Origin of the sequence: Actinomyces vulturis, assembly GCF_001687305.1 — a bacterium.
Classification (GTDB): domain Bacteria; phylum Actinomycetota; class Actinomycetes; order Actinomycetales; family Actinomycetaceae; genus Actinomyces; species Actinomyces vulturis.
The window spans coordinates 14,993-37,418 of sequence record NZ_LZRK01000004.1 but is presented as its reverse complement, the minus strand read 5'-3'; the positions used below and the strand labels follow the sequence as shown (position 1 = coordinate 37,418).

At 54.0% G+C, this 22,426-nt stretch carries 15 protein-coding genes; 12 read left to right on the top strand and 3 right to left on the bottom strand.

All coding sequences use genetic code 11. From position 1 onward, the window contains the following. Positions 1-30 precede the first annotated feature (30 nt). The 10 genes from lysX (at position 31) to A9753_RS06950 (ending at position 13,205) form a co-directional block, all read left to right on the top strand. The gene (gene lysX, locus A9753_RS06995; RefSeq protein ID WP_083090398.1) at positions 31-3,423 is read left to right on the top strand and encodes a bifunctional lysylphosphatidylglycerol synthetase/lysine--tRNA ligase LysX; all 3,393 of its coding nucleotides are present in this window, start codon (positions 31-33) and stop codon (positions 3,421-3,423) included. Between the two features lie 10 nt (positions 3,424-3,433). Continuing rightward, the gene (locus tag A9753_RS06990; RefSeq protein ID WP_067782466.1) at positions 3,434-4,408 is read left to right on the top strand and encodes a PfkB family carbohydrate kinase; all 975 of its coding nucleotides are present in this window, start codon (positions 3,434-3,436) and stop codon (positions 4,406-4,408) included. 251 nt (positions 4,409-4,659) lie between these two features. Beyond that, positions 4,660-7,431 carry a DNA translocase FtsK gene (locus A9753_RS06985; RefSeq protein WP_245637402.1) on the top strand — a complete coding sequence of 924 codons (2,772 nt, stop codon included), beginning with the start codon at positions 4,660-4,662 and terminating at the stop codon, positions 7,429-7,431. Positions 7,432-7,460: 29 nt separating this feature from the next. Continuing rightward, entirely contained in the window at positions 7,461-8,057 is a 597-nt protein-coding gene (gene pgsA, locus A9753_RS06980; protein ID WP_089024755.1) for a CDP-diacylglycerol--glycerol-3-phosphate 3-phosphatidyltransferase, read from the top strand. Next, positions 8,054-8,608: a CinA family protein gene (locus tag A9753_RS06975; protein ID WP_083090397.1), complete on the top strand. Its 555-nt coding sequence runs from the start codon at positions 8,054-8,056 to the stop codon at positions 8,606-8,608. Before pgsA ends, A9753_RS06975 begins: the two co-directional genes overlap by 4 nt. Positions 8,609-8,799: 191 nt before the next feature. Continuing rightward, positions 8,800-9,159, top strand: a complete 360-nt coding sequence (locus A9753_RS06970; protein ID WP_067783264.1) for a helix-turn-helix domain-containing protein — start codon at positions 8,800-8,802, stop codon at positions 9,157-9,159. A gap of 1 nt (position 9,160) precedes the next feature. Next, the gene (locus A9753_RS06965; RefSeq protein WP_067782460.1) at positions 9,161-9,391 is read left to right on the top strand and encodes a DUF3046 domain-containing protein; all 231 of its coding nucleotides are present in this window, start codon (positions 9,161-9,163) and stop codon (positions 9,389-9,391) included. 380 nt (positions 9,392-9,771) lie between these two features. Then, on the top strand, positions 9,772-10,923 hold the full coding sequence (recA, locus tag A9753_RS06960) for a recombinase RecA (protein ID WP_067782457.1): 1,152 nt from the start codon (positions 9,772-9,774) through the stop codon (positions 10,921-10,923). Beyond that, positions 10,923-11,420 (top strand): regulatory protein RecX, encoded by a 498-nt coding sequence (locus tag A9753_RS06955; RefSeq protein WP_067782454.1) that lies wholly within the window; start codon positions 10,923-10,925, stop codon positions 11,418-11,420. Before recA ends, A9753_RS06955 begins: the two co-directional genes overlap by 1 nt. Positions 11,421-11,498: 78 nt before the next feature. Then, positions 11,499-13,205: a formate--tetrahydrofolate ligase gene (locus tag A9753_RS06950; protein WP_067782451.1), complete on the top strand. Its 1,707-nt coding sequence runs from the start codon at positions 11,499-11,501 to the stop codon at positions 13,203-13,205. Positions 13,206-13,384: 179 nt separating this feature from the next. On the opposite strand, the gene gcvH is transcribed toward A9753_RS06950, so the two are convergent. The 3 genes from gcvH to gcvP all read right to left on the bottom strand — a co-directional run bounded on the left by gcvH (position 13,385) and on the right by gcvP (position 18,364). Continuing rightward, the gene (gene gcvH / locus A9753_RS06945) at positions 13,385-13,780 is read right to left on the bottom strand and encodes a glycine cleavage system protein GcvH (RefSeq protein WP_067782448.1); all 396 of its coding nucleotides are present in this window, start codon (positions 13,778-13,780) and stop codon (positions 13,385-13,387) included. Between the two features lie 195 nt (positions 13,781-13,975). Continuing rightward, positions 13,976-15,244 (bottom strand): glycine cleavage system aminomethyltransferase GcvT, encoded by a 1,269-nt coding sequence (locus A9753_RS06940; protein WP_067782445.1) that lies wholly within the window; start codon positions 15,242-15,244, stop codon positions 13,976-13,978. 123 nt (positions 15,245-15,367) lie between these two features. Next, the gene (gcvP, locus tag A9753_RS06935; RefSeq protein ID WP_245637401.1) at positions 15,368-18,364 is read right to left on the bottom strand and encodes an aminomethyl-transferring glycine dehydrogenase; all 2,997 of its coding nucleotides are present in this window, start codon (positions 18,362-18,364) and stop codon (positions 15,368-15,370) included. Between the two features lie 239 nt (positions 18,365-18,603). Here gcvP and miaB point away from each other — a divergent pair, with 239 nt between their 5' ends. Both miaB and uvrC read left to right on the top strand, forming a co-directional pair. Then, positions 18,604-20,190: a tRNA (N6-isopentenyl adenosine(37)-C2)-methylthiotransferase MiaB gene (miaB, locus tag A9753_RS06930; protein ID WP_245637423.1), complete on the top strand. Its 1,587-nt coding sequence runs from the start codon at positions 18,604-18,606 to the stop codon at positions 20,188-20,190. A 24-nt stretch (positions 20,191-20,214) separates the two neighbouring features. Continuing rightward, entirely contained in the window at positions 20,215-22,383 is a 2,169-nt protein-coding gene (gene uvrC / locus A9753_RS06925) for an excinuclease ABC subunit UvrC (protein ID WP_067782433.1), read from the top strand. Positions 22,384-22,426 lie beyond the last annotated feature (43 nt).

The following is a 22,426-nucleotide window of genomic DNA, read 5'->3' as shown; positions in this document are numbered from 1 at the left end:
TCGTTACCACACCGAGGAAGAAGCCCTACCATGGCCACACCCACACGTACCACACGCCGGCGACTAGGCCCCTTCACCCGGACCTGGTTAGACCGGGTGCCTGGCATCATGGCCAAACTGCTCCAAGCAGCTGCCTTGCTTTCTTTCCTCGGTGGCTTAGGGCTTCACCACTCACGCTTCTATACCGTGGTGAGTGAACCTTTCACCTGGCTCGGTATTCCTACGGGTGCGTCCGTCTTCGGAGCTGTGCTCCTTCTTGTTTGGGCAACAGCAGCTTTGCGGCGTAAACGTATCGCCTGGACTTTGGCCATCATTCTGGAGATCCTCAACGTCATCGCCGGAATCGGCCTTATTGTCAGCCTCTTCACGGCCGCTACCACCCCCAGTACCATGGACAACCCTACGGCGTGGGCACTCATCACCGCACCCGTGGCTACATTAGTCTCACTGGGCATCCTTATCTTGATGTGGCGTGTCCGAGATGCCTTCCCCGGACGAATCATTCCTGGCGCATGGATTGAAGCACTGACCGTGTTGGTCATCGGCCTGAGCATGGTGACTGCCTTTGGCCTGCTTTTGGTGACACCTTTCCACCACTCGCTACTGACCATTAAGGATCGTTTCCACTGGGTTATCGTTCGTACCCTCGGCCCAGAAACTAAAATCTTCCTCGGCGACCCTACCGGTACGGGACCAGCTTGGGCAGGATTCCTGTTGTCGCTTTTGGCTGCAGGAGTTGTCATCCTTGCCCTGGTTGTGTTCCTGCGTGGAGCAACACGCGCCCCTCATCCTGGTGATGATCTCAAGGTTCGTGGACTTCTCCTGGAAGCAGGAGATGACTCCCTGGGATACTTCGCAACCCGCCGTGACCGGCTTACTGTCTTTTCCCCCGATGGCCGCAGTGCTATTTCCTTTGGTGTAAAAGCCGGTGTGGCATTAGCCGCAGGTGATCCTCTCGGGCATCGAGACTCTTGGGATCAAGCCATTGCTGCCTGGCTCGATGAATGTCGCTCCTACGGTTGGGTACCAGCTGTCATTAGCACCGGTGAAGAAGGCGCACGCGCATTTAAAGAGGCCGGTCTTAGCGTTCGTCGTATGGGTGACGAAGCTATTATCACGGCCGCCGATTTTGAACTCCGCGCCCATCCACAGGTATCCAAAGCGGTGCGTCGCGTCCGCGCCAGCGGAGCCACCGTTCAGGTTCGCCGACTGGGAGACATCATTCACGGTGAACGTGAACAACTTCGCGAATGTGCAGATCTTTGGCGTGATGGTGAAGAACGCGGCTTTTCTATGGCTCTTGACCGTATCTTCGATGACGTTGATGCCCGTGAAGTCATCACCACTGTCCATAACGCCGAGGGAGAACTCGAAGCACTTCTCGGTTTTTCACCATGGGGAATGCGTGGTGCCAGCCTCGACGTGATGCGCCGAAGCCCCAACGCAACTAATGGCGTGAATGAAGCCATGGTGGCAGCCTTGCTGACCGAAGGTCCTTCCATGGGTATCGATCGAATCTCACTGAACTTCGCCATGTTCCGCACCATCTTCGTTGATGGGCTCGCCGTTGATGCTTCCCTCCAGGCCCGCGCACTGGCTTGGATTATGCGCAAAGCATCCCATTTCTGGCAGTTGGAACAATTGTATGAATCCAATGCGAAGTATGGCCCTTCGTGGAAGCCTCGTTACTTATGCTTCCTTGATGCCGCCCAGTTTGCTCAAGTAGTGCTTGCAGCAGGAATTCTTGAAGGCTTTATTCCTATCCCTAAGTGGATTCGTCAACGCGGAACCTCAGCAGAACCCGGTATTCGTTCCGAAGAGTACGTCACCATCGTGGCTCAACAGGTCGCTGACCACGTTCGCGCTCTGATGCCCTCACGCCGTTTGAGCGATGAAGATAAACGTCGTCGCACCGCCCTTGAGACTCTGCTTGATCAGGGCATTGATGCATATCCAGTTGGCGTGGAACCAGGCGTAACTCCACAGGTGGCACGTGATCGTATCGCCCTATGGGCACAAACCGACCACGATGAACCGATGATGCTGCGTGTCGAAGGACGTGTCCGTGTCATCCGTGACCACGGTGGCTTGATGTTTGTGGACATCTCTGGTTCCCATGACCGTCTCCAGTTGGTTCTCGCTGAAGACATGCCCGGCTCACGTATGAGTGAGTGGCGTTCGTCTGTAGGTCGTGGAGATATTGTGGTAGTTGATGGCCTTGCCATGGTGACGAATACCGGCGAACTTTCTGTCAACGTCACTAGTTGGCGAATTCTTTCAAAGGCACTTAGTGCACCACCGCGTGCACGCCGCAACGATGAAGGTCAACTTACTGTTGAGGTTCCTGCATCCGCATCGCGTACTGTTCAACTTCTTGCTGACCCTGACGCATTGGACCTTATTCGCCAGCGCTCCCATATCGTCACCACGATGCGTCATACCCTCTCGCGTCTTGGCTACACCGAAGTAGAAACTCCTATTCTTCAGTCTGTCCATGGCGGGGCGAATGCGCGTCCATTCATCACTCACCTCAATGCTTACGATGCGGATGTTTTTCTTCGTATCGCCCCTGAACTCTTCCTCAAGCGCCTTGCGGTAGCAGGAATGAGTCATGTATTCGAAATCGGCCGCAACTTCCGTAACGAAGGTGTTGACGCTACCCACAACCCTGAGTTCACTTCCTTGGAAGCTTATGTTGCTCATGGCGATTACATGACTATGCGTGCGCTGACCGAAGTACTCATTAAAGACGCAGCAGTGGCTATTCATGGAGAAGCTATTGCTTTACGTCCGGCGGGTACACCAGGTACCGAAGGCGCTCCGTTTGTCCTACACCGCGGGGGAGTGGACTATGTTGGTGTCGATATCGCTGGTGAGTGGCCAGTGGTTAGCGTTCATGATGCAATTAGTCGCGCAGTAGGTCGTGATATCAGTGTCGATACCCCATTGGACGAACTTCGGGATCTGGCCGCTGCACTCGATATCAATCTCCCTCCGGCCGCTGGGGTTGGCGAATGCATTGATGCGTTCTACGACGAATTCGTTGAATCACGTACTACACTTCCGACTTTCTACAAAGACTTCCCTGTAGAAACCAGCCCACTGACGCGTCATCATCGTCATGACTCACGCCTGGCAGAACGCTGGGATCTGGTTGCTTGGGGGACCGAACTTGGTACCGCATACACGGAACTGACGGACCCCGGTGAACAGCGTGATCGCTTTACCGCTCAATCGTTGCGTGCAGCAGCAGGTGACCCGGAAGCGATGAGTTTAGATGAGGACTTCCTTCGTTCGCTCGAATTAGGCCTTATCCCTACCGGTGGACTAGGAATTGGAGTAGACCGCATCGCCATGCTCGTAACCGGTGCACCTACAATTCGTGATGTCATTGCTTTCCCATATTCACGTCCGGTGCGCTAGCGTGGAGATTGTGAATGTGCGTCGCCCCGCTTGTTTTGTCTCAACAGCATCGGTACTCATGGACCTCCCGCTTCATGTCTCTAAGGTTCCTCAACCTGGTGGAGCGGTGACCGCAACATCGAATGGCCCCGCCGTTGGTGGCGGATACACGGTGGTCTGCGCTGTAGCCCGCCAAGGAGTACCTTCGGCACTAGCAGCGACATTGGGAACCGGGCCGAACTCGGCACTGGCGCGTAGTGCCATGATGCGTGATGGTGTGGAACTCGTGGTTGAAGAACTCGTAGGAGATATTGGAACCTGCACCACCCTTATCGAGCCTGACGGTCGCCGGACTTTCATCACCACCCAGGGGGTGGAAGCCGAACCTCAGATTGATGACTTAAACCGCGTTGATCTTCTACCCGGTGATTACGTCTATGCCAACGGTTACGATCTTGCCCACGAATCCAGCCGTGAATGTATCGCTTCATGGTTGTGTAACCTACCCGAAGGCGTAGGACTTGTTATCGATTTTGGCCCTGCCGAATCCGAAATTCCCGACTCCATTCTCAGTTGCGTCCTTAATCGCGCCACTATTGTCACCGGTAATGACAAGGAAATCGCAGTGCTTGAAGAGCGCCTTGGTTCTCGTGAAGCACTGCGCGAAGCAGCCCCTGATGCTCTCTTAGTTCGGCGCATTGGCGACAAAGGCTGCAAACTCTGGCCGGTCGATGGTCCTATTGAACTGATTCCTGGTTTTTCTCAACGGGTTGTTGACACCACGGGCGCAGGCGACACCCATACCGGTGTTCTTGTTGCTTCCCTTATGGAAGGCATGGACATTTATGAAGCAGCACGACGCGCAAATGCTGCTGCCTCTGTGAGTGTGAGATACCGCGGGCCTGCACAGTCCCCGCACCGCTCTGAAATCGATGCCATTTTAGAATCCGCTGAACCTGTGGAATCAGCATCATTAAACATTTCAAGGTATTCAAGCGAGTCCTGAGGCACTTCACCTGGCATCATTGCGGCGTGACTGCTGCTTGTGACTGGTGATTACGAGGACGTTTCGGTGTCAACGTGGTGTGAAAGAAACACCACCGGAGCGATTCTGCGGCGCGCCGTACCAAGTCAGGGTACAACGGCAGTTACTTTAGCCTCATCATGGCTCAGTCACGACCTTCTTCACGCCCCTCCCGTTCCTCTACGCATGGTGCGAAACCCCAAACTGGGGTACCTGTCGCACAGAGAAAGGGTATGCATCCCTTGGCACGCACTGCCTGGGCATTCTTTTTCCTTGCTCTGGCTGCAGTTCTTGCGTTGCGCGAATGGTTTAACACCTCGGGCGCAGCCGGTACTATCCTTCACCACATCGCTGCTGGCCCCGTTGGCATCCTTGGTGTGCTAGTTCCGCTCTTGCTTGCGGCCTTAGGTATTGCCATGCTGAAAAACCATGAACTTTCTAAGGTGCATGCACGCGTCGCCGTAGGAAGTTTGGGTGTCATGGCAGCCTTGACGGGCATGATCCAAATATTCTCATCCAATCCCTCATTCAGCGACGGTATCGCCCGCCTGGAGAGTGCTGGGGGTGTACTCGGATGGTTTATCGGCTACCCTCTTGCTCAACTATTTAGTTCTGTTGGCGCATTTTTTCTTCTGCTACTTCTTTTGCTGTTCTCCCTATTGGTCATCTCCGGACGGAGCGTGGCTGATATTCGTGCTGCTGTGAATGAACGTCGCCCGGCACGTGAAGAACGTTCTGACTCCCTTGCACAGCGTGCACTTGCTCGTGTTCGCGGTCAAGCTCTTGCTGACGGTATCGATGAATACGATGCTGATGAGCCTTTCCGTAGTGCTATCGCTACTGATGCTCCGGTGCGCCCCGTCGGTAATGGTCGACGCCGTAAGAATGCTTCCAGCGCAGCCTCGCCTGCACGTTCCGCAGATTCTGAGCACACAGATGTCCTTGATGTAGCAACGTCTTTTGATGAGCCCGAGGCTGATCCATTGAGTGAAGCCGGTCTTAGCCCCGCACAGCGTCGCGCCAAACGCACTGCCGAGGCTTCTCGTCGCAGTGCCGCTCACGATAATCCTCATCTCTTCGACGCTGATGAAATGCAGGGGCAGTCACTTGATGATCAACAAACCACAGTTCTTAGCAGTACGAATAACGAGTCTGTTGAGGTTGCTCCTACTCAGCGCACCCGAGTTGAGACGGTAAACGATACTGCCAGCAATTTGGTGTTGGATAAGAAATCTGTCAGTCCCGATGCCAATGCAGATGAAGTACCCGTGGTTGACGCACTCGACATCACTATGGACTTGCCTGATGGCACTCCATACTCACTTCCGCACGAATCATTGCTGACAGCGGGCCCTGAGCACGCTACCCGCAGCGCGGCCAACGATGCTGTGGTGCAAGCCCTGCAAAATGTTTTTACTGAGTTCAACGTTGACGCATCTGTCACCGGTTACACTCGAGGACCTCAAGTTACCCGTTATGAAATCCACCGCGGGCACGGAGTGAATGTCTCACGTATCACCGGTTTAGAAAAGAACATTGCTTATGCGGTGGCCAGTGATGAGATTCGTATCCTCACGCCTATTCCCGGCAAGAGCGCTATCGGTATTGAAATCCCGAACACGGACCGCGAAATGGTGAAGTTGGGTGACGTGTTGCGTTCACCTGCAGCTACCAAACAGGCCCATCCGTTGACTGTTGGTTTGGGTAAAGATGTTGAAGGCAACTACATCGTTACCAATCTTGCCAAGACCCCTCACCTGCTTGTTGCCGGTCAGACGGGTTCTGGTAAGTCCTCTTTCGTCAACTCCATGATTACTTCGATTATGATGCGAGCAACGCCTGCAGAAGTTCGCATGGTCCTCGTTGATCCTAAACGCGTGGAACTGACGATTTACGAAGGTATTCCGCATCTCATCACGCCGATTATCACTAGTCCCAAGAAGGCTGCTGAAGCCCTTGAATGGGTCGTGCGTGAAATGGATATGCGTTATGACGATCTTGCATCCTTCGGATACAAACACATCGATGATTTCAACAAGGCTGTTCTCGCTGGTGAAGTCGTTCCGCCCCCTGGCTCTCAGCGTGAAATTACCACGTATCCCTATCTGCTTGTGGTGGTCGATGAGCTTGCCGACCTCATGATGACTGCGCCGAAAGATGTCGAAGCCTCCATCCAGCGTATTACTCAGTTAGCGCGTGCTGCTGGTATTCACCTCGTTTTGGCTACTCAGCGTCCTGTCGCTCAAGTGGTTACTGGTTTGATTAAGTCCAACGTGCCGTCACGCTTGGCCTTTGCTACCGCTTCTCAACTCGACTCTCGAGTGATCCTTGACCAGAACGGCGCAGAATCCCTGACCGGGCAAGGTGATGCTCTCTATCTTGGACCAGGTGCTTCCACACCTATTCGTGTTCAGGGATCATGGGTCACTGAGAAAGAGATACGTTCGGTGGTGGACCACGTGAAGGGACAGCTTCAGCCGGTTTACCGTGAAGATGTCATCGTTCCCGAAGTCAAGAAACAAATTGACGAAGAAATCGGTGACGATATGGATCTTCTGCTTCAGGCAGCTGAACTGATTATCACCAGTCAATTCGGCTCCACCTCGATGCTGCAGCGTAAACTGCGTATAGGTTTCGCTAAAGCAGGTCGCCTTATGGATTTGCTTGAGTCACGCGAAATTGTGGGCCCCTCTGAAGGTTCTAAAGCCCGTGATGTGCTTGTCCAGCCTGAACAACTTGACGAAACTCTTGCCTACATTCGTGGTGACGGCGGCGCGCCAGGCAGTACGGATAGTGCTGAGTTACTCGACGATGAATCGCTGATAGAGCCTTCTGCTGGCCAGCCACGTGGCGTCAGCCTTCCCACTGATCGTTATGCTACTGACCCGCTTAGCGATGGCAACGCCACCTCTCACGTTCCCGAGAGTGAGTCCTGGTATGACGACTCCTCCGATGAAGACTCCGAAGATGCCTGGAGCCTGACTGGACGCGGACCATCCTATTAACGAGTCTTCCTGCACGGTATAGAGTGTTGATGATGAATAATTCCGTCCCTAGGTCCCAGCCCCAAGCCCCTGTACTGAACATTGCTAATGTTCTGACGGTGGCGCGCATCATCATGGTGCCGTTCTTCATCGCCTACGCGCTCCAAGACACAGACCGTGGCATGCTTATCGCTACCGTCATTTTCTTGGTAGCAAGCTGGACCGATAACCTTGATGGTTACCTCGCACGAAGTCGAAACCTCATCACAAACTTCGGCAAAATTGCCGATCCAATCGCCGATAAGGCGTTGACGCTTTCTGCATTCATTCTACTCAGTGTCAATGGGCGCCTGTGGTGGTGGGTGACCATCATTATTCTGGTTCGAGAACTGGGCATCACACTGATGCGTATGGTGCTGATTCGCAAGGCTGTGATGGCTGCTTCACGTGGAGGAAAGATCAAGACAACTTTGCAGATGACTGGGTTGGTTGGACTGCTCACCCCTTGGTCGATGTTCCTGCCCGATTCTGTAGCCCACTGGCTCGTGGTCATTAGTGATGGAATTATCGGTGCAGCATTAGTTGTCACTGTGGTCACCGGTATCGATTACATCAAGAGCGCGTGGCAAATGAGCCGTGCTGCATGAGTACTCCATCTGCTGACATGGCGGCAGATAACGTCCTTACTCAGCAAGCGCAGGACTGTGCCCGTCAGTTGCTTACTACGTGCCGACGCCGCGGTCTGACTTTGAGTTGTGCCGAATCCTTAACAGCAGGGTTAGTGACGTCCACTCTTGCTGATATTCCGGGTGCGTCTGATGTGTTACGTGGGGGAGTGGTTACCTACGCAACTGATACGAAGAATTCTATTCTTGGCGTTGATCTTGGACGGTTAGATACCTACTCACCAGTTGATCCGGTAGTTGCCCAACAGATGGCTAGCGGAGTGCGCACACTTTTTTCCGCTTGCCTCGGGTTAGCGACTACAGGTGTGGCAGGCCCGGGTCCCTCCTACGGAAAGCCGCAAGGAACCGTGTGGATTGCTGCGCATTTATCTAGTCCGAATTCCGAGCCGATTACTGCTCATCGTGAGCTTCGTCTATCTGGTGAGCGTTCAGATATTCGGTGGCAGAGCGTAATTGAGGTGCTGAACCTCGCACTCGAACTCTTATCACAGCGTGCCCTATTCATTGAGTAATTTCAGTAACGCTTTTACTCAACGTACAACAGTGCTACAGCGATATTGCGTGGCACGAATCACTTGTCCCTTGAGTTAGCTGGGGAATGAAGAATAAGAAACCGTGGTTGTACCTAACGATGAACAACACAACACACCCTCGTAGCGCCTACAGCGTGGCTAACATGAACCGCCCCGGTGGGCCCAGTTTGATGCGCCAACCGGCATGGACGAGGTACCGTGGCCCTGTGGACATTCCTAAGCAAGAGCCGGTCCTCCTCCGCCGTGAAATTGGCGAGGTACTAAGAAACGCGCGTCAGCGCCAGGGACGCACGCTTCGTGAGGTCTCCTCTGGAGCGCGAGTGTCCTTGGGCTATCTTTCTGAGGTTGAGCGGGGTCAGAAGGAAGCTTCCTCTGAGTTGCTTGCCTCCATTTGCCAAGCCTTGGATATCCCTTTGGCAGTCGTCTTACGTGAGGTCTCCGATCGCATCGCGCTGACAGAAGGTGTTATGGTCCCGGATACGATTCCGGACGATCTCCTTCGTCAACAGAGCGAACGTACACGCGCCTAACGTGAAGCACTCTGAATTCTGGAACGCACTGGACGAGGTCTTTGGCTCCGCCTACGGGCGGTCATTAGCCCAAGACCTCGTCCTTAGTGCATTGGGTACAACTGCTAGCGAGGCTCTTGATAAAGGTCAATCGCCACGAGATGTGTGGCATGCCTTGGCTGATGATATGGAACTTTCCGATGCGCAGCGTTGGGTATTTCGGGAAGATCGTAAGGAGCGCCGCTCTGTTTGATGAGCGCAGTGAAGGATTGTTCACTGACAGTCTTTCCTCTCTTACGGTGGGCAGTTTTCTTGTGTAGGCAGATGGTGACTACCCATGTTTATCAGTGATAACTGAGTTTTTAGATTGCTAATGTGTTGTGAACCATATCAACGCCACTCTGGAGTGGCGTTTTCCTTTCGAACAGGTGTTCGGTTAGTCTTATTCACAGATGACGCCTGGGGGACTCATTCCACAATGTGGAATGTAACCGTCAGTAAATGTCAGTGGTCGGGCATAGCGTTATTCGTGGGCCCCGGAGAGGGGAATCCACGCTGAGTTTCATCCGAAGGTCGGCGCATAGACCAGCCCCCGTCCGTAGGCATCCACGCCGCATTACACGAAGGTAGATCATGGCAGCACAGCCCTCACAGGATCGTTCCAAAGCACTTGCGCTTGCGCTCAGCCAAATCGATAAGCAGTTCGGTAAAGGCTCCGTCATGCGTTTGGGTGACGATAATCGTCCGCCCATTTCCACCATCTCCACCGGTTCTGTTGCTTTGGACGTAGCTCTCGGTGTGGGTGGTCTGCCTCGGGGACGCGTTGTAGAAATCTATGGTCCTGAGTCTTCAGGTAAGACGACCGTCGCACTTCATGCAGTAGCTAGTGCTCAGAAGGCCGGCGGAAACGCAGCATTCATTGATGCTGAGCATGCTCTTGATCCAGAATATGCGCGGAAACTCGGCGTTGACACTGATAATCTTCTTGTCTCCCAGCCTGATACTGGTGAACAGGCTCTTGAAATCGCCGATATGCTCATCCGTTCTGGCGGCTTAGATATTATCGTGATCGACTCTGTGGCTGCTCTTGTCCCTAAAGCAGAAATTGAAGGCGAAATGGGTGACTCCCATGTTGGTCTTCAAGCACGTTTGATGAGCCAAGCCCTGCGTAAAATTACTGGCGCATTATCCGCTACCGGTACCACCGCTATTTTTATTAACCAGTTGCGTGAAAAAATCGGCGTGTTCTTCGGTTCTCCCGAAACCACTACCGGCGGTAAGGCGTTGAAGTTCTACGCATCGGTTCGTATTGACGTCCGTCGTATCGAAACTCTTAAGGATGGTGGCGAGCCGGTCGGTAACCGTACTCGTGCCAAGGTTGTCAAGAACAAGGTGGCTCCTCCCTTCAAGCAAGCAGAATTCGACATTCTCTATGGTCAGGGAATTTCCCGTGAAGGTGGACTTATCGATCTCGGTGTGGAAACTGGCGTCGTTCGTAAGTCTGGAGCTTGGTATACCTACGGCTCTGATCAATTAGGCCAGGGCAAAGAAAACGTGCGTTCTTTCCTCAAGGATAATCCTGCACTCGCCCAGGAAATCGAAGATAAAATTTTTGCCACCCTCGGAATTGGTGAAGCTGGTCGTAAAGCTCAAGAAGAGGCGAATGTTGCCGCCCAGCAGGGAGTATCTCAACAACCTGCTGGAGCCCCCCGAACCACTAAGAAACCTGCACGTAAAAAATCTGGCGCTCAGGATGTTTTCGGTGAGGATGCAGGCGGCTTCTAATGGCATGGCTCATTCCTGATGAGCACATCGAACAAGTCGAGGCGGCGCGCGAGATTGCGTTGCGCCGCCTCGACCATTCGCCTGCATCACGACACATGGTTGCTGAATCACTGCGCAAGCGCGATATTGATGAAAACATCATTGATGAGGTTTTAGAACGACTCGAAAACGTCGGGCTTATTAACGATCTCGCCTATGCCCAGATGCTTGTGCGTGAGCGTTTTCGGGCGAAAAAAGTAGCCCGTCGTGCTCTCACTGATGAATTACAACGCAAAGGTCTAAACGCACACGTCATTAACCAGGCACTAGAACAACTTTCTAGTGATGATGAATGGGAAGCCATTCAGGAACTCGTTCTGGCTCGCGCCACGAAACTATGCCATCTCGACGCTCAGGTGCGTCAACGGCGTCTATACGGATACCTTGGGCGAAAAGGGTACTCACCCAGTCAGATTGCTGCGGCAATTCGTTGGGCAGAAGAACAACTACAACAATGACATGGTACGGCGTCGATATTTATGACCTACATCAACAAATAAGGCCAGAATGTTAACACGGCCAATTAGGCTATAGGTATGAGCGAAAACCATACCGCACCCGCCCTACCCGCCGACCTTGTTGACCTGTACGCGCGTGCACGCGCTATGGGGATCGATGACGCTCACGTTCTTCCCTACGGAACGGACGTCGCAAAGATCGATCTGGCTGCTCTTAACGCACCCGGATCGAAAGCTGACAAAGCCCGCTACGTGGTGGTGACAGCCATTACACCCACACCATTTGGTGAAGGTAAAACAACAACAGCTATCGGCCTGACGCAGGCACTGACGCAGCGTAACAAGACTAGTATCCTCACACTGCGGCAATCTTCGATGGGTCCTACTTTCGGAATCAAAGGTGGCGCCGCAGGCAATGGAGCTAGCCAAGTTCTTCCTGCCGAAAGGATGAATCTCCATCTTACCGGGGATTTTCACGCCATCGCCGCAGCGCATAACTTACTTTCCGCCGTCATTGATAATCATCTCCACCATGGGAATACGCTCAATATTGATGAATCCACCATTACCTGGCCTCGTGTCTTAGACGTGAACGATCGTGCACTGCGACACATTGTGACAGGCCTTGGAGGTAAGGTTGACGGCGTTACTCGACAGGCATCTTTTGATATTACGGCAGCCAGCGAAATCATGGTCATCATGTCCCTGGCCACCAGCCTGAAAGACTTGCGCAAACGAATCGGCAATATTGTCATTGGCCGTAACTATGACGGCGACTTCATCACCGCTGAACAACTCGGTGCCGCCGGCGCCATGACCGTTATCTTACGTGACGCTCTGGCCCCCAACCTCTTACGCACCACAGAAGGTACTCCTGTCCTTGTACATACCGGTCCTTTCGGCAACATCGCCACCGGATGTTCTTCCATTATCGGTGACCTTATGGCCGCCCGCTCAGGCGGTTACGTGCTTACGGAAGCAGGCTTTGGTGCTGACATGGGAGCTGAGCGCTTTTTCAACCTCAAGTGTGTCGAGTCCGGGATGCGTCCTCACGCAGCAGTTCTTGTTGTTACTGTCCGCGCTCTCAAAGCACACTCAGGTAACTATGAGTTGCGAGCAGGTAAAGATCTTCCCGAAGAAATGCTTCAGGAAAATGTTGATGACGTGCGCGCAGGTGCTGTCAATCTCCTTAAACATCTCGATATCGTCCGTGGGTTCGGTATGGAACCCGTCGTGGCAATCAATGTGTTCCCCACAGACCACACCAGTGAAATCGCTGAGGTTGAAAAGATTGCCCGTGAAGCCGGCGCTCGTGTTGCCCAGGCTCGCCCGGTCACCGAAGGGGGCGCAGGATGTCTCGAACTGGCTGATGCCGTCATCGAAGCATGCGAAGCAGCGCAAGGTTCCAGTCCTGCTCGCCCCCTCTACGAAGCTGGCCAAAGCCTCCGCGAAAAGATCGAAGCAGTGGCCACGATGTACGGCGCTGAAGGCGCAGATTACACCCCTGCTGCCGCAAAGCGTCTCGATGCTTACGAAAAAGCCGGATTCGGGAACCTCAAGGTTGTTGTTGCTAAGACTCCTCTTTCCTTGTCGGCTGACCCGTCTATTAAGGGTGCTCCAACTGGTTTCCGTCTCCCGGTTCGCGAAGTGCGCCTGGCAGCAGGCGCAGGTTACGTCTATGCCATTTGTGGAAACCTCTCCACAATGCCTGGTTTGCCCAGCCATCCGGCAGCAGAGCGTATTGACCTGGACATCGAAACTGGTGAGATTCAGGGCCTACGCTAAAATGATTCACGATCAACGTCCATAGACATTAATGGCGATGACAAGGCCGGTGGGTCGTACGGGATACTCCCATACGACCCACCGGCCTTAAACGAATTCTTTGAGACGTGAACGGGGCGGTGAGTATCTCATGCTTTGCTCACCACCTCGAACAAGCAATCACAGTGAACTTTCACATCTCAGAGAGATTCAACAACCTCAGCATCAAACTTCTGAGCGTAAGTATTGGCATCCATCAGTTCGCCTCGCTCAGAAACGTCAACAGTGAAGAGCCACCCAGCACCGTAAGGATCACTGTTAACCAGCGAGGGATCGTCAACTACGTCATCGTTGATGTCAACAACCTTGCCGCTAACGGGGGAGTAAAGATCAGAAACAGACTTAGTTGATTCCAACTCGCCGCAGGGCTCGCCTGCGCTCACCTCACTACCAGGTTCGGGTAATTCAACAAACACCACTTCACCTAGTGCGTCAGCAGCAACAGCGCTCACACCGACGCGAGCACGTTCATCAGTGGTGAGCCATTCATGCTCTTCAGAGTAGAACAGACTTACTAAGACAGGCTGCTTGCTCATGAACAGAGTTCCTTTCACAACATCATCAACCCTCATTGGTTGATCTGACGTACATCGTGACGTCAACGGATTAATGGAAGAAGATGTCACGAATGCTGTTTTCGTCATTAGTGACATTACCGGGAGAACAACAGTGACACGCTGACAAATGGGAAGGAAACCGTTACGCGTCACTAATTAATTTATCAAGGGATCTCAGGCCTTCTTCGGACGCTTATAGAACGGGGGAGTGACCACGTGCATTGGCATTCGTTTGCCCCGAACATCAACCTCGACAACAGCACCGGCAGGCCATGTCGGTTCGTGTGACGTGTAGGGCATCATACGGACTAATGCGATGGGGTAACCGAGCGTTGGGGAGAGTAGACCAGAAGTTACTACACCCACGGGTTCATCACCGTGGTCAGCGCTGTAAACCTCGTATCCGGCTCGTGCCGCACGGCGCCCCTCACCGACAAGTGCCACAAGCACATACGTTTCTGCTCTACCTTCATGACAAGCACGTTGTTCTAATGCCTCCTTGCCGACAAAGTCACCTTCCTCCTTAATCACTGTGGCTAGGCCTGCATCAAAAGGAGTGAGTTCATCGCTCAGTTCGTGGCCATACAAAGGCATACCAGCTTCTAGACGTAAAGAGTCACGGCTAGCAAGACCACAGGGCACGAGCGCAGGTCCCGACTCCGGTATACCATGGTCTATAGGATCAATCTGCGATCCGATTGCCATAAATACGCTCCACAATTTAGCAGCGTCATCAGTCGAGCAGAAGACTTCGAATCCATCTTCACCGGTGTATCCGGTACGTGCCACTACAACAGGACATCCATCAATCACGGCATTGCATGCGGCGTAGTAGCGCAGGTATGCGGTAAGCCCGTTTCCATCAAGATGGATAGGTTCATGGGAATTGTCGTCAATGACTCCGTCAGTCTTGGCCACAGGACGCATGGCCGCCGGATATATCTCGGCTTTAGTAATGGCCGGGGCCATAATGTGGACGGCTAGTGGCCCCTGCACTGCGATAAGCGCTGTGCTTAGAGAGACATCCTCAACGGTGCAATCGAAATCTGCGCAACGTTCAATAATCGCTGCAGCAACACGTTCACGGTTACCTGCGTTAGGGACCACCATGTAATGATCATCGCCAAGGTGGTAGACGATGAGATCGTCCATAATGCCACCATTGGGGTGGCAAATCATCATGTATTTAGCGCGCCCGAGTGGCACAGTGCTGACGGAGCCAACCAGGGCATAGTCCAGGGCTTGTGCTGCTTCGGGGCCATTAATGGACAACTCACCCATATGAGAAAGATCGAAGATCCCCGCACGGCGGCGAACTGCGTGATGCTCCCCGACGTCAGAGGAATAACGTAGAGGCATATCCCAGCCACCGAAATTGGTGAAACTCGCGCCTGCTTCATGGTGGGTGTTGTATAGACAAGTACGGCGAAGTTCGGAGGTCATTAGTGAATACCTTTCACAACGATTCAAGGCGGAGGATGAGGTAATGAGCTTGCTTCCTCTAGATGTTCATGAAGACACGCGTCTTTGCGTGAATGCCTCATCCTCCGTCATCGGATTAACAAATCAGGACAACGCGCTGCCCATGCGTTCAGGAAGTAAGAAATCCATGGCACGGTCACCTGCGGCGTTATCGATACGAGTCACTGGCGGAAAATACTTATCCCGCCATGGTGTATCTCCCCATGGGAATGCGGCCTGAGAACGCGAGTAGACACGGTTCCAATCGTCGGCCGTAACTTCACGAGCAGTATGCGGTGAAAGTCGAAGGACGGAACTCTCAACTGATACGTCACCACGTTCAATCTCTGCGATTTCTTCGCGTATTAAATTCATCGCTTGAATAAAGCGATTAATCTCGGTGACTGGCTCACTTTCTGTAGGCTCAATCATGAGTGTCCCTGCCACGGGGAACGCTAGCGTGGGGGCGTGGAAACCGTAGTCAATGAGGCGTTTTGCTACGTCCTCAGCGGTTACGCCCGTGTCATGGGTGATCTGACGGAGATCTACGATGCATTCGTGAGCAACGTATCCACTATGACCGGTGTACAGCGTAGGGAAAGAATCTGCCAATGCCCGTGAAATGGTATTAGCAGAAACAATGGCGCCCATAGTTGCACGCCCAAGGTCTCGCCAACTCATCATTACTACGTACATCCACGACAGAGGAATCACACCTGCAGAACCAAATCGTGCACCGGAAACAGGAGCACCAGCGAATTTGGCATCACTATCTTCAGGAAGAGCGGGGGCGCTCCCTGTGGGAAGTCCCGGCATAAAGGGGGCCAGATGCGACTTAGCGGCAATCGGGCCAACTCCTGGTCCACCACCACCATGTGGGATGGCGAAAGTCTTATGCAAGTTAAGATGGGATACGTCTCCACCCAAATCACCTGGGCGAACTAAACCACACAGGGCATTAAGGTTGGCCCCATCAATGTAAACCTGTGCTCCGGCTTCATGAACCATACGGCAAACCTCAACCACCTGGGGTTCGAAAACACCGTGGGTGGAAGGGTAAGTGAGCATGATGGCGGCAACGTCATTACCACGTTCCTGAAGTAACCGAGCCAGGTCATCAACGTCAATAGAGCCGTCCTCAGCAGTCGCTACCGTGACCACCGTCAACCCAGCACTTGCTGCCGACGCAGCATTAGTCCCGTGAGCTGAGGCTGGAACCAGGCAAAGGCGCCGATGGCTTTCGCCAATGGAATCCACGTAACCGCGAATAGCTAACAAACCGGCTAATTCGCCTTGTGCACCAGAGTTCGGCTGGAGACTCACCTGATCGTAGCCAGTGATGGTAGCCAGACGCTGGCTGATATCACCAAGTAACTCACGCCAACCTGCAGTCTGTGAGGAAGGAGCGTAGGGATGAATACCTGCCATCGCGGGATTGAGCAGGGTGGCGCCTTGTGAGGCAGCATTCAACTTGAGCGTGCATGAACCCAGAGGAATCATCGTGCGATCAAGGGCTAGGTCACGGTCAGCAAGTGTACGCAGGTAGCGCATCAAGCCGGTTTCACTGTGATGATCACAGAAAACGTGATGGGTAAGATAATCGCTATGGCGCACCAGTACGTCGTCTACACCTAAATCAGTAGATGAGAGATACTCGCGTGTCAAACAATCATGAACATCTTCGGTAACGGGGCACGGGGGCGCAGGCTTTTCGCTCACTTCAGGAAGCCCCATAGCACGGCACAGTGCATCGAGATGAGCGGCAGTGGTGGTCTCATTGCAAGAGATAGAGGCCAGATCCTCATCTACAACACGAATATTGATTCCTTCATCAGCACAGGCTTGGGCCAATGCGTGAGCATCAGCGCACTGCACGGTAAGGGTATCGAAAATCGGTTCTTTGCCTGCTCCGGTAATGCCCTCAGTCATATCGCGGTGAGCGTTGATGTGGTCGCGCAACGTGACCGCGCAGGTATGGGCATGACGGGCGATAGATTTCAGGCCATCAGGACCGTGGTACACGCAATACATTGCAGCAACCACAGCTAAAAGAGCCTGAGCGGTACAGATATTTGATGTGGCTTTCTCGCGGCGGATGTGCTGTTCACGTGTCTGCAAACTCAGGCGTAGTGCAGCATTGCCATTGCGGTCAGGTGCTACGCCCACCAAGCGGCCGGGAATCTTACGAGCCAATGCTTTGGTGGTGGTGATGAATGCGGCGTGCGGGCCGCCGAAGAACAGCGGTACACCGAGACGCTGGGAGGTGCCTACAGCAATGTCTGCCCCCAGAGCGCCGGGAGACTCCAGCAGCGTCAGAGCCAGTGGATCCACACCCACAGCAGCCAGCGCGCCCTTATGAGCGTGAATAGCCTCAATCATGGCGGGCAATTGAGTGTTGATCTGTCCAGTTGAAAGAATGTGAGGAACCACGGCACCAAGAAGCGCAGGACCGGCCTGGGGAGCAGGAATCTTTTCGGAGATGATTATGTCCAGATCTACCGCCTTGGCGCGTGCGAGTGCCACATCGAGGCACTGTGGATGCAGGCCTGGGTGAAGAAGCACTACGCCCTCACCACGGGTTGCACGGCGAATAAGCAACATGGCTTCAGCAACCGCGGTTGCCTCATCAAGCAAGGAAGCAGTCGCAACCTCAAGACCTGTCAGTGAAGACATGGCGGTTTGAAAAACCATCTGTGCTTCAAGACGACCCTGACTTATTTCCGACTGATATGGGGTGTAGGCAGTGAGCCATGCAGGATTAGTCAGTACATCACGCGCAATCACAGACGGCGTGTGGCTGGGGTAATAGCCCTGGCCAATCATTTCGACATGTGGATCATTCTTTGCCGCTAACTCGGTATATCGAGCAAGCGCAGCAGCTTCACTTAATGGCTCAGGATAGTTAACGTCGTCAGGCGCGGTAATGAGTTCAGAGGGGAGAACCTTGCTGAGTAGGTCATCAATGTCCTTGACACCCAGTGCGTTCACCATGGCGTTGAGGGCCTCATCGTCGAGTCCGTAATGCCGTGATGCGAATGATGCGGTGGGGTTCGGCAGCCAGTGGCCTGCGCCGGTCATCTGTGAGTGGGCGTTAGTTACCATGTGCACCTCCATTGGTGGGTTAAGCCGGTCACAGTCTATGGCCTTTTGGCCGTTGTATGTGGGGTTGTTGTACGAGTTAGCCCTAGGCTTATGACACGATGACTGATTTCTTTGCTTCCCAGAACACCACCATGGCCGCAAACATTGAGTTGCCACTCACTGACCCCACTCGTCACGACGACGCCCAGTCCAGTATTCATCTGCCGCGTACCTATCATGTACGTACCCTGGGCTGTCAGATGAACGTACACGATTCTGAGCACATGGCTGGCCTGCTGGAAGCAGCCGGTTACCGCAATGTGTCCGATGTTCCTGAAGCAGCAGCACGCGCGACCGAAGCCGGTGACGGGGGAGCAGACGTCGTTATCGTGAATACGTGTTCCGTGCGTGAAAACGCCGCTAATCGTCTCTTTGGCAACCTTGGCCAACTTGCTGCGGTCAAACGTGAACGTCCTGGGATGCAGATCGCTGTGGCTGGTTGTCTGGCACAGCAAATGGGTTCCAAGATTGTCGATAAAGCGCCGTGGGTAGACGTGGTATTTGGAACCCATAACGTGGACGTTCTTCCTGCACTTCTTGAGCGCGCTCGGCACAATAATGAAGCAGCAGTCGAGTTGGAAGAATCCTTGAAGGTCTTCCCCTCTACGCTTCCTACTCGCCGTGATTCGACCTACGCCGCATGGGTGTCCATCGCTGTAGGATGCAACAACACCTGCACCTTCTGTATCGTGCCGTCTTTACGCGGTAAGGAACGTGATCGTCGCCCCGGTGAGATTCTCGCTGAGGTAGAAGCAGTGGCCAGTCAGGGTGCTATCGAAGTAACTTTGCTGGGCCAAAACGTGAACTCCTACGGTGTGGGCTTTGGCGAACGCGGTGCGTTCGCCCAGTTACTCCGCCAAGTCGGCTCGATTGAGGGCATTGAGCGCGTACGCTTTACCAGCCCGCACCCTGCCGCATTCACCGATGACGTGATTGAGGCAATGGCTGAGACTCCTACGGTGATGCCAAGTTTGCATATGCCGTTACAGTCCGGTTCTGACCGCGTGCTTCGAGCTATGCGCCGTTCATATCGCAGCGCTAAGTTTGTGGGCATTTTGGATAAGGTGCGTGAACTCATCCCTGATGCCGCGATTACCACGGATATTATCGTGGGCTTCCCTGGAGAAACCGAAGAAGATTTCCAGGCTACTTTGGACATGGTGGAACGCTGCCGCTTCTCCTCTGCTTTTACCTTCGAATACTCGCCTCGCCCCGGCACTCCCGCAGCAGACCGCACGGACCAGGTTCCCGTTGAGGTGGTCAAGGAACGATACAAGCGCCTTGATGAACTTGTTCGCCGCATTACTCGCGAAGAGAATGAGGCCCAGGAAGGCAAAACTGTTGAGGTTCTCGTTGCTAACGGCGAAGGCCGTAAGGATGGCGCTACTCGCCGAATCTCCGGCCGTGCCCGCGACAACCGTTTGGTTCACGTCGCTCTTCCTGCAGGCCTGGATGCAGAGGATTACGCCGGTGGTGCCCCGCGTCCCGGTGACATGGTGACTGTCCGTGTTACCCACGGCGCCCCCCATAACCTCATTGCTGATTCGGCACTGTGTGGAATCGATGAGGAAGTTTTGCGTGCTGCCGGTATGGATCCGCATGCTGAAGGCCAGCGTCCCGGTGAGCGCCTTTGGCTTGATGATGGCCCCACACTGTTCGAGGTTCGCCGTACTCGCGCCGGTGACGCGTGGGAACGTGAACAGCAGCAGGCTTGTTCCACGCCCGAACCTGATACTGCTCCGGTAAGTTTGGGTCTGCCCACACTGCGTATGCGCCCACAGAACTGATGCGGAAGGGGAGGGGAGTAGCCCATGGCTGATCCATCAACCTACCGCCCAGCACCGGGAGAAATTCCTACTAAACCTGGCGTCTATCGTTTTCTCGATGAATCTGGACGCGTCATTTACGTAGGCAAAGCCAAGAACCTGCGTGCGCGTCTGTCGAACTACTTCCAGGACGTGGCTGCCCTTCACCCGCGCACCCAGAAAATGGTCACCACTGCTTGTGCGGTGGAGTGGACTGTGGTGGCCAATGAGGTGGAGTCCCTCGCGCTGGAGTATTCCTGGATTAAGGAATTTAACCCGCGATTCAATGTCATGTACAAGGATGACAAGTCTTATCCGTACGTGTCTGTTTCTATGGGGGACACTTACCCCCGCGTGAGCATTGTCCGTGGTGCTCGCAACAAAAAGTCCCGCTATTTTGGGCCGTACGTTCAAGCCTGGTCTATCCGTGACACTGTGGACCAGCTTATCCGCGTTTTTCCCGTGCGTACGTGCTCAACCGGTGTATTCCGCCGTGCTCATGCGCAAGATCGCCCGTGCCTTCTTGGATATATCGACAAATGCTCAGCGCCTTGCGTAGGTCGCATCTCGGTCGAAGACCACCGCGCCTTAGCTGAGGACTTCTGCGACTTCATGGCAGGGAAGACCGGCCCTTATGTGCGTAGCCTCAAAGCACAGATGAAAGAGGCTGCCGCTGAAATGGACTACGAGCATGCAGCACGCTTGCGTGACGACGTGGCTGCTTTGGAAAAAATCATCGAACGTAATGCCATTGTGCTGCCTGACGCGACGGACGCTGATGTATTTGCCCTAGTACGCGATGAAATCGAAGCAGGCGTTCAGGTCTTCCACGTCCGTGGTGGACGCGTGCGCGGTCAACGTGGCTGGGTCACTGACGTGATCGATCAGGCCAGTGACGCTGATTTGGTGGCTCGCCTTCTTGAACAGATTTATGGCGACGCCGTGGCTTCAAGTTTGGCCATTTCCTCACCTGACGATATGCCCACACAGTCACCTGACGATATGCCCACACAGTCACCTGACGATATGCCCACACAGTCCTCTACGCCGCTGCGTTCCGGCCCCACGTCGAGTGTGGGTGTGGGGGAACGCGCCCCCTCTGCTCCGGCTCCGCGTACTCAGACTGTTCCCGACGGCCAATCAGCACCAACCAGCGTGGACGATGTGGCACACACGCCCACCACTGCTATTCCCCGAGAAATCCTTGTTCCCGTGCTGCCCACCGGCGTGGAAGTTCTTACTGAATGGTTAAGCCAAGCACGTGGAGCAAAAGTGAGTATCCGCGTTCCTCAGCGTGGAGATAAAGCGGCGTTGGCTCAAACTGTCAAGGACAATGCTGAGGAAGCACTGCGTCTCCATAAGACTCGTCGTGCTGGTGATCTCACCCAACGCTCTTTAGCACTTGAAGAACTTGCTGAAGCACTTGACCTCCCTCAAGCTCCTTTGCGTATTGAGTGTTACGACGTTTCCCATACTCAGGGAACCCATCAGGTGGCCTCGATGGTGGTCTTTGATGACGGAGCGCCCCGCAAGTCTGATTATCGGCGCTTCACTATTCGTGGAGAACACGGCGATGGCGCGTCGGATGATACGGCGGCTATGAATGAAGTGCTTACACGTCGTTTCAACCGCCTTATCGCTGAAGAAACTGGTCAAGGACCAGACGTGGATGATGACGGTGTTCCGATTGTATCGGGACCGATTGACCCCACTACGGGCCGCCCGAAGCGCTTCTCCTACGCACCCAGCCTCGTCGTGGTCGATGGTGGCCTGCCGCAGGTCAATGCAGCCCGCAAGGCACTCGATGACTTGGGCATTGATACCCCATTGATTGGCCTAGCCAAGCGATTAGAAGAAGTATGGATTCCTGGGGACGAGTACCCGCTCATTCTGCCGCGCACTAGCCCCGCCCTTTATTTACTTCAGCACCTGCGCGATGAGTCCCACCGCTTTGCGATTACTCATCACCGTTCAAAGCGTTCCAAAGCCATGACGCGCTCGATCCTTGATGATGTTCCTGGGTTAGGACCAGCCAAACAGACCGCACTGCTCAAGGCCAAGGGATCTGTGGCGAATATCCGCAAATGCACCGTCGATGAACTTTGTGAGGTTCCGGGAATCGGTCCGGCTCTCGCCCAGAAAATTCTCGATCATCTGGTGCCTCAAGCCCAGTAACACTGGCGTACCGATATGATGGAAACATCATGCAGGGCAACCA

Coding starts and splice junctions, on each gene's coding strand:
- A9753_RS06970 (WP_067783264.1), top strand. CDS start 8,800: ATGCGCCAACCGGCATGGACGAGGTACCGTGGCCCTGTGGACATTCCT.
- lysX (WP_083090398.1), top strand. CDS start 31: ATGGCCACACCCACACGTACCACACGCCGGCGACTAGGCCCCTTCACC.
- A9753_RS06975 (WP_083090397.1), top strand. CDS start 8,054: ATGAGTACTCCATCTGCTGACATGGCGGCAGATAACGTCCTTACTCAG.
- pgsA (WP_089024755.1), top strand. CDS start 7,461: ATGATGAATAATTCCGTCCCTAGGTCCCAGCCCCAAGCCCCTGTACTG.
- A9753_RS06950 (WP_067782451.1), top strand. CDS start 11,499: ATGAGCGAAAACCATACCGCACCCGCCCTACCCGCCGACCTTGTTGAC.
- uvrC (WP_067782433.1), top strand. CDS start 20,215: ATGGCTGATCCATCAACCTACCGCCCAGCACCGGGAGAAATTCCTACT.
- A9753_RS06985 (WP_245637402.1), top strand. CDS start 4,660: ATGCATCCCTTGGCACGCACTGCCTGGGCATTCTTTTTCCTTGCTCTG.
- recA (WP_067782457.1), top strand. CDS start 9,772: ATGGCAGCACAGCCCTCACAGGATCGTTCCAAAGCACTTGCGCTTGCG.
- miaB (WP_245637423.1), top strand. CDS start 18,604: ATGAACGTACACGATTCTGAGCACATGGCTGGCCTGCTGGAAGCAGCC.
- A9753_RS06955 (WP_067782454.1), top strand. CDS start 10,923: ATGGCATGGCTCATTCCTGATGAGCACATCGAACAAGTCGAGGCGGCG.
- gcvP (WP_245637401.1), bottom strand. CDS start 18,364: ATGGTAACTAACGCCCACTCACAGATGACCGGCGCAGGCCACTGGCTG.
- A9753_RS06940 (WP_067782445.1), bottom strand. CDS start 15,244: ATGACCTCCGAACTTCGCCGTACTTGTCTATACAACACCCACCATGAA.
- gcvH (WP_067782448.1), bottom strand. CDS start 13,780: ATGAGCAAGCAGCCTGTCTTAGTAAGTCTGTTCTACTCTGAAGAGCAT.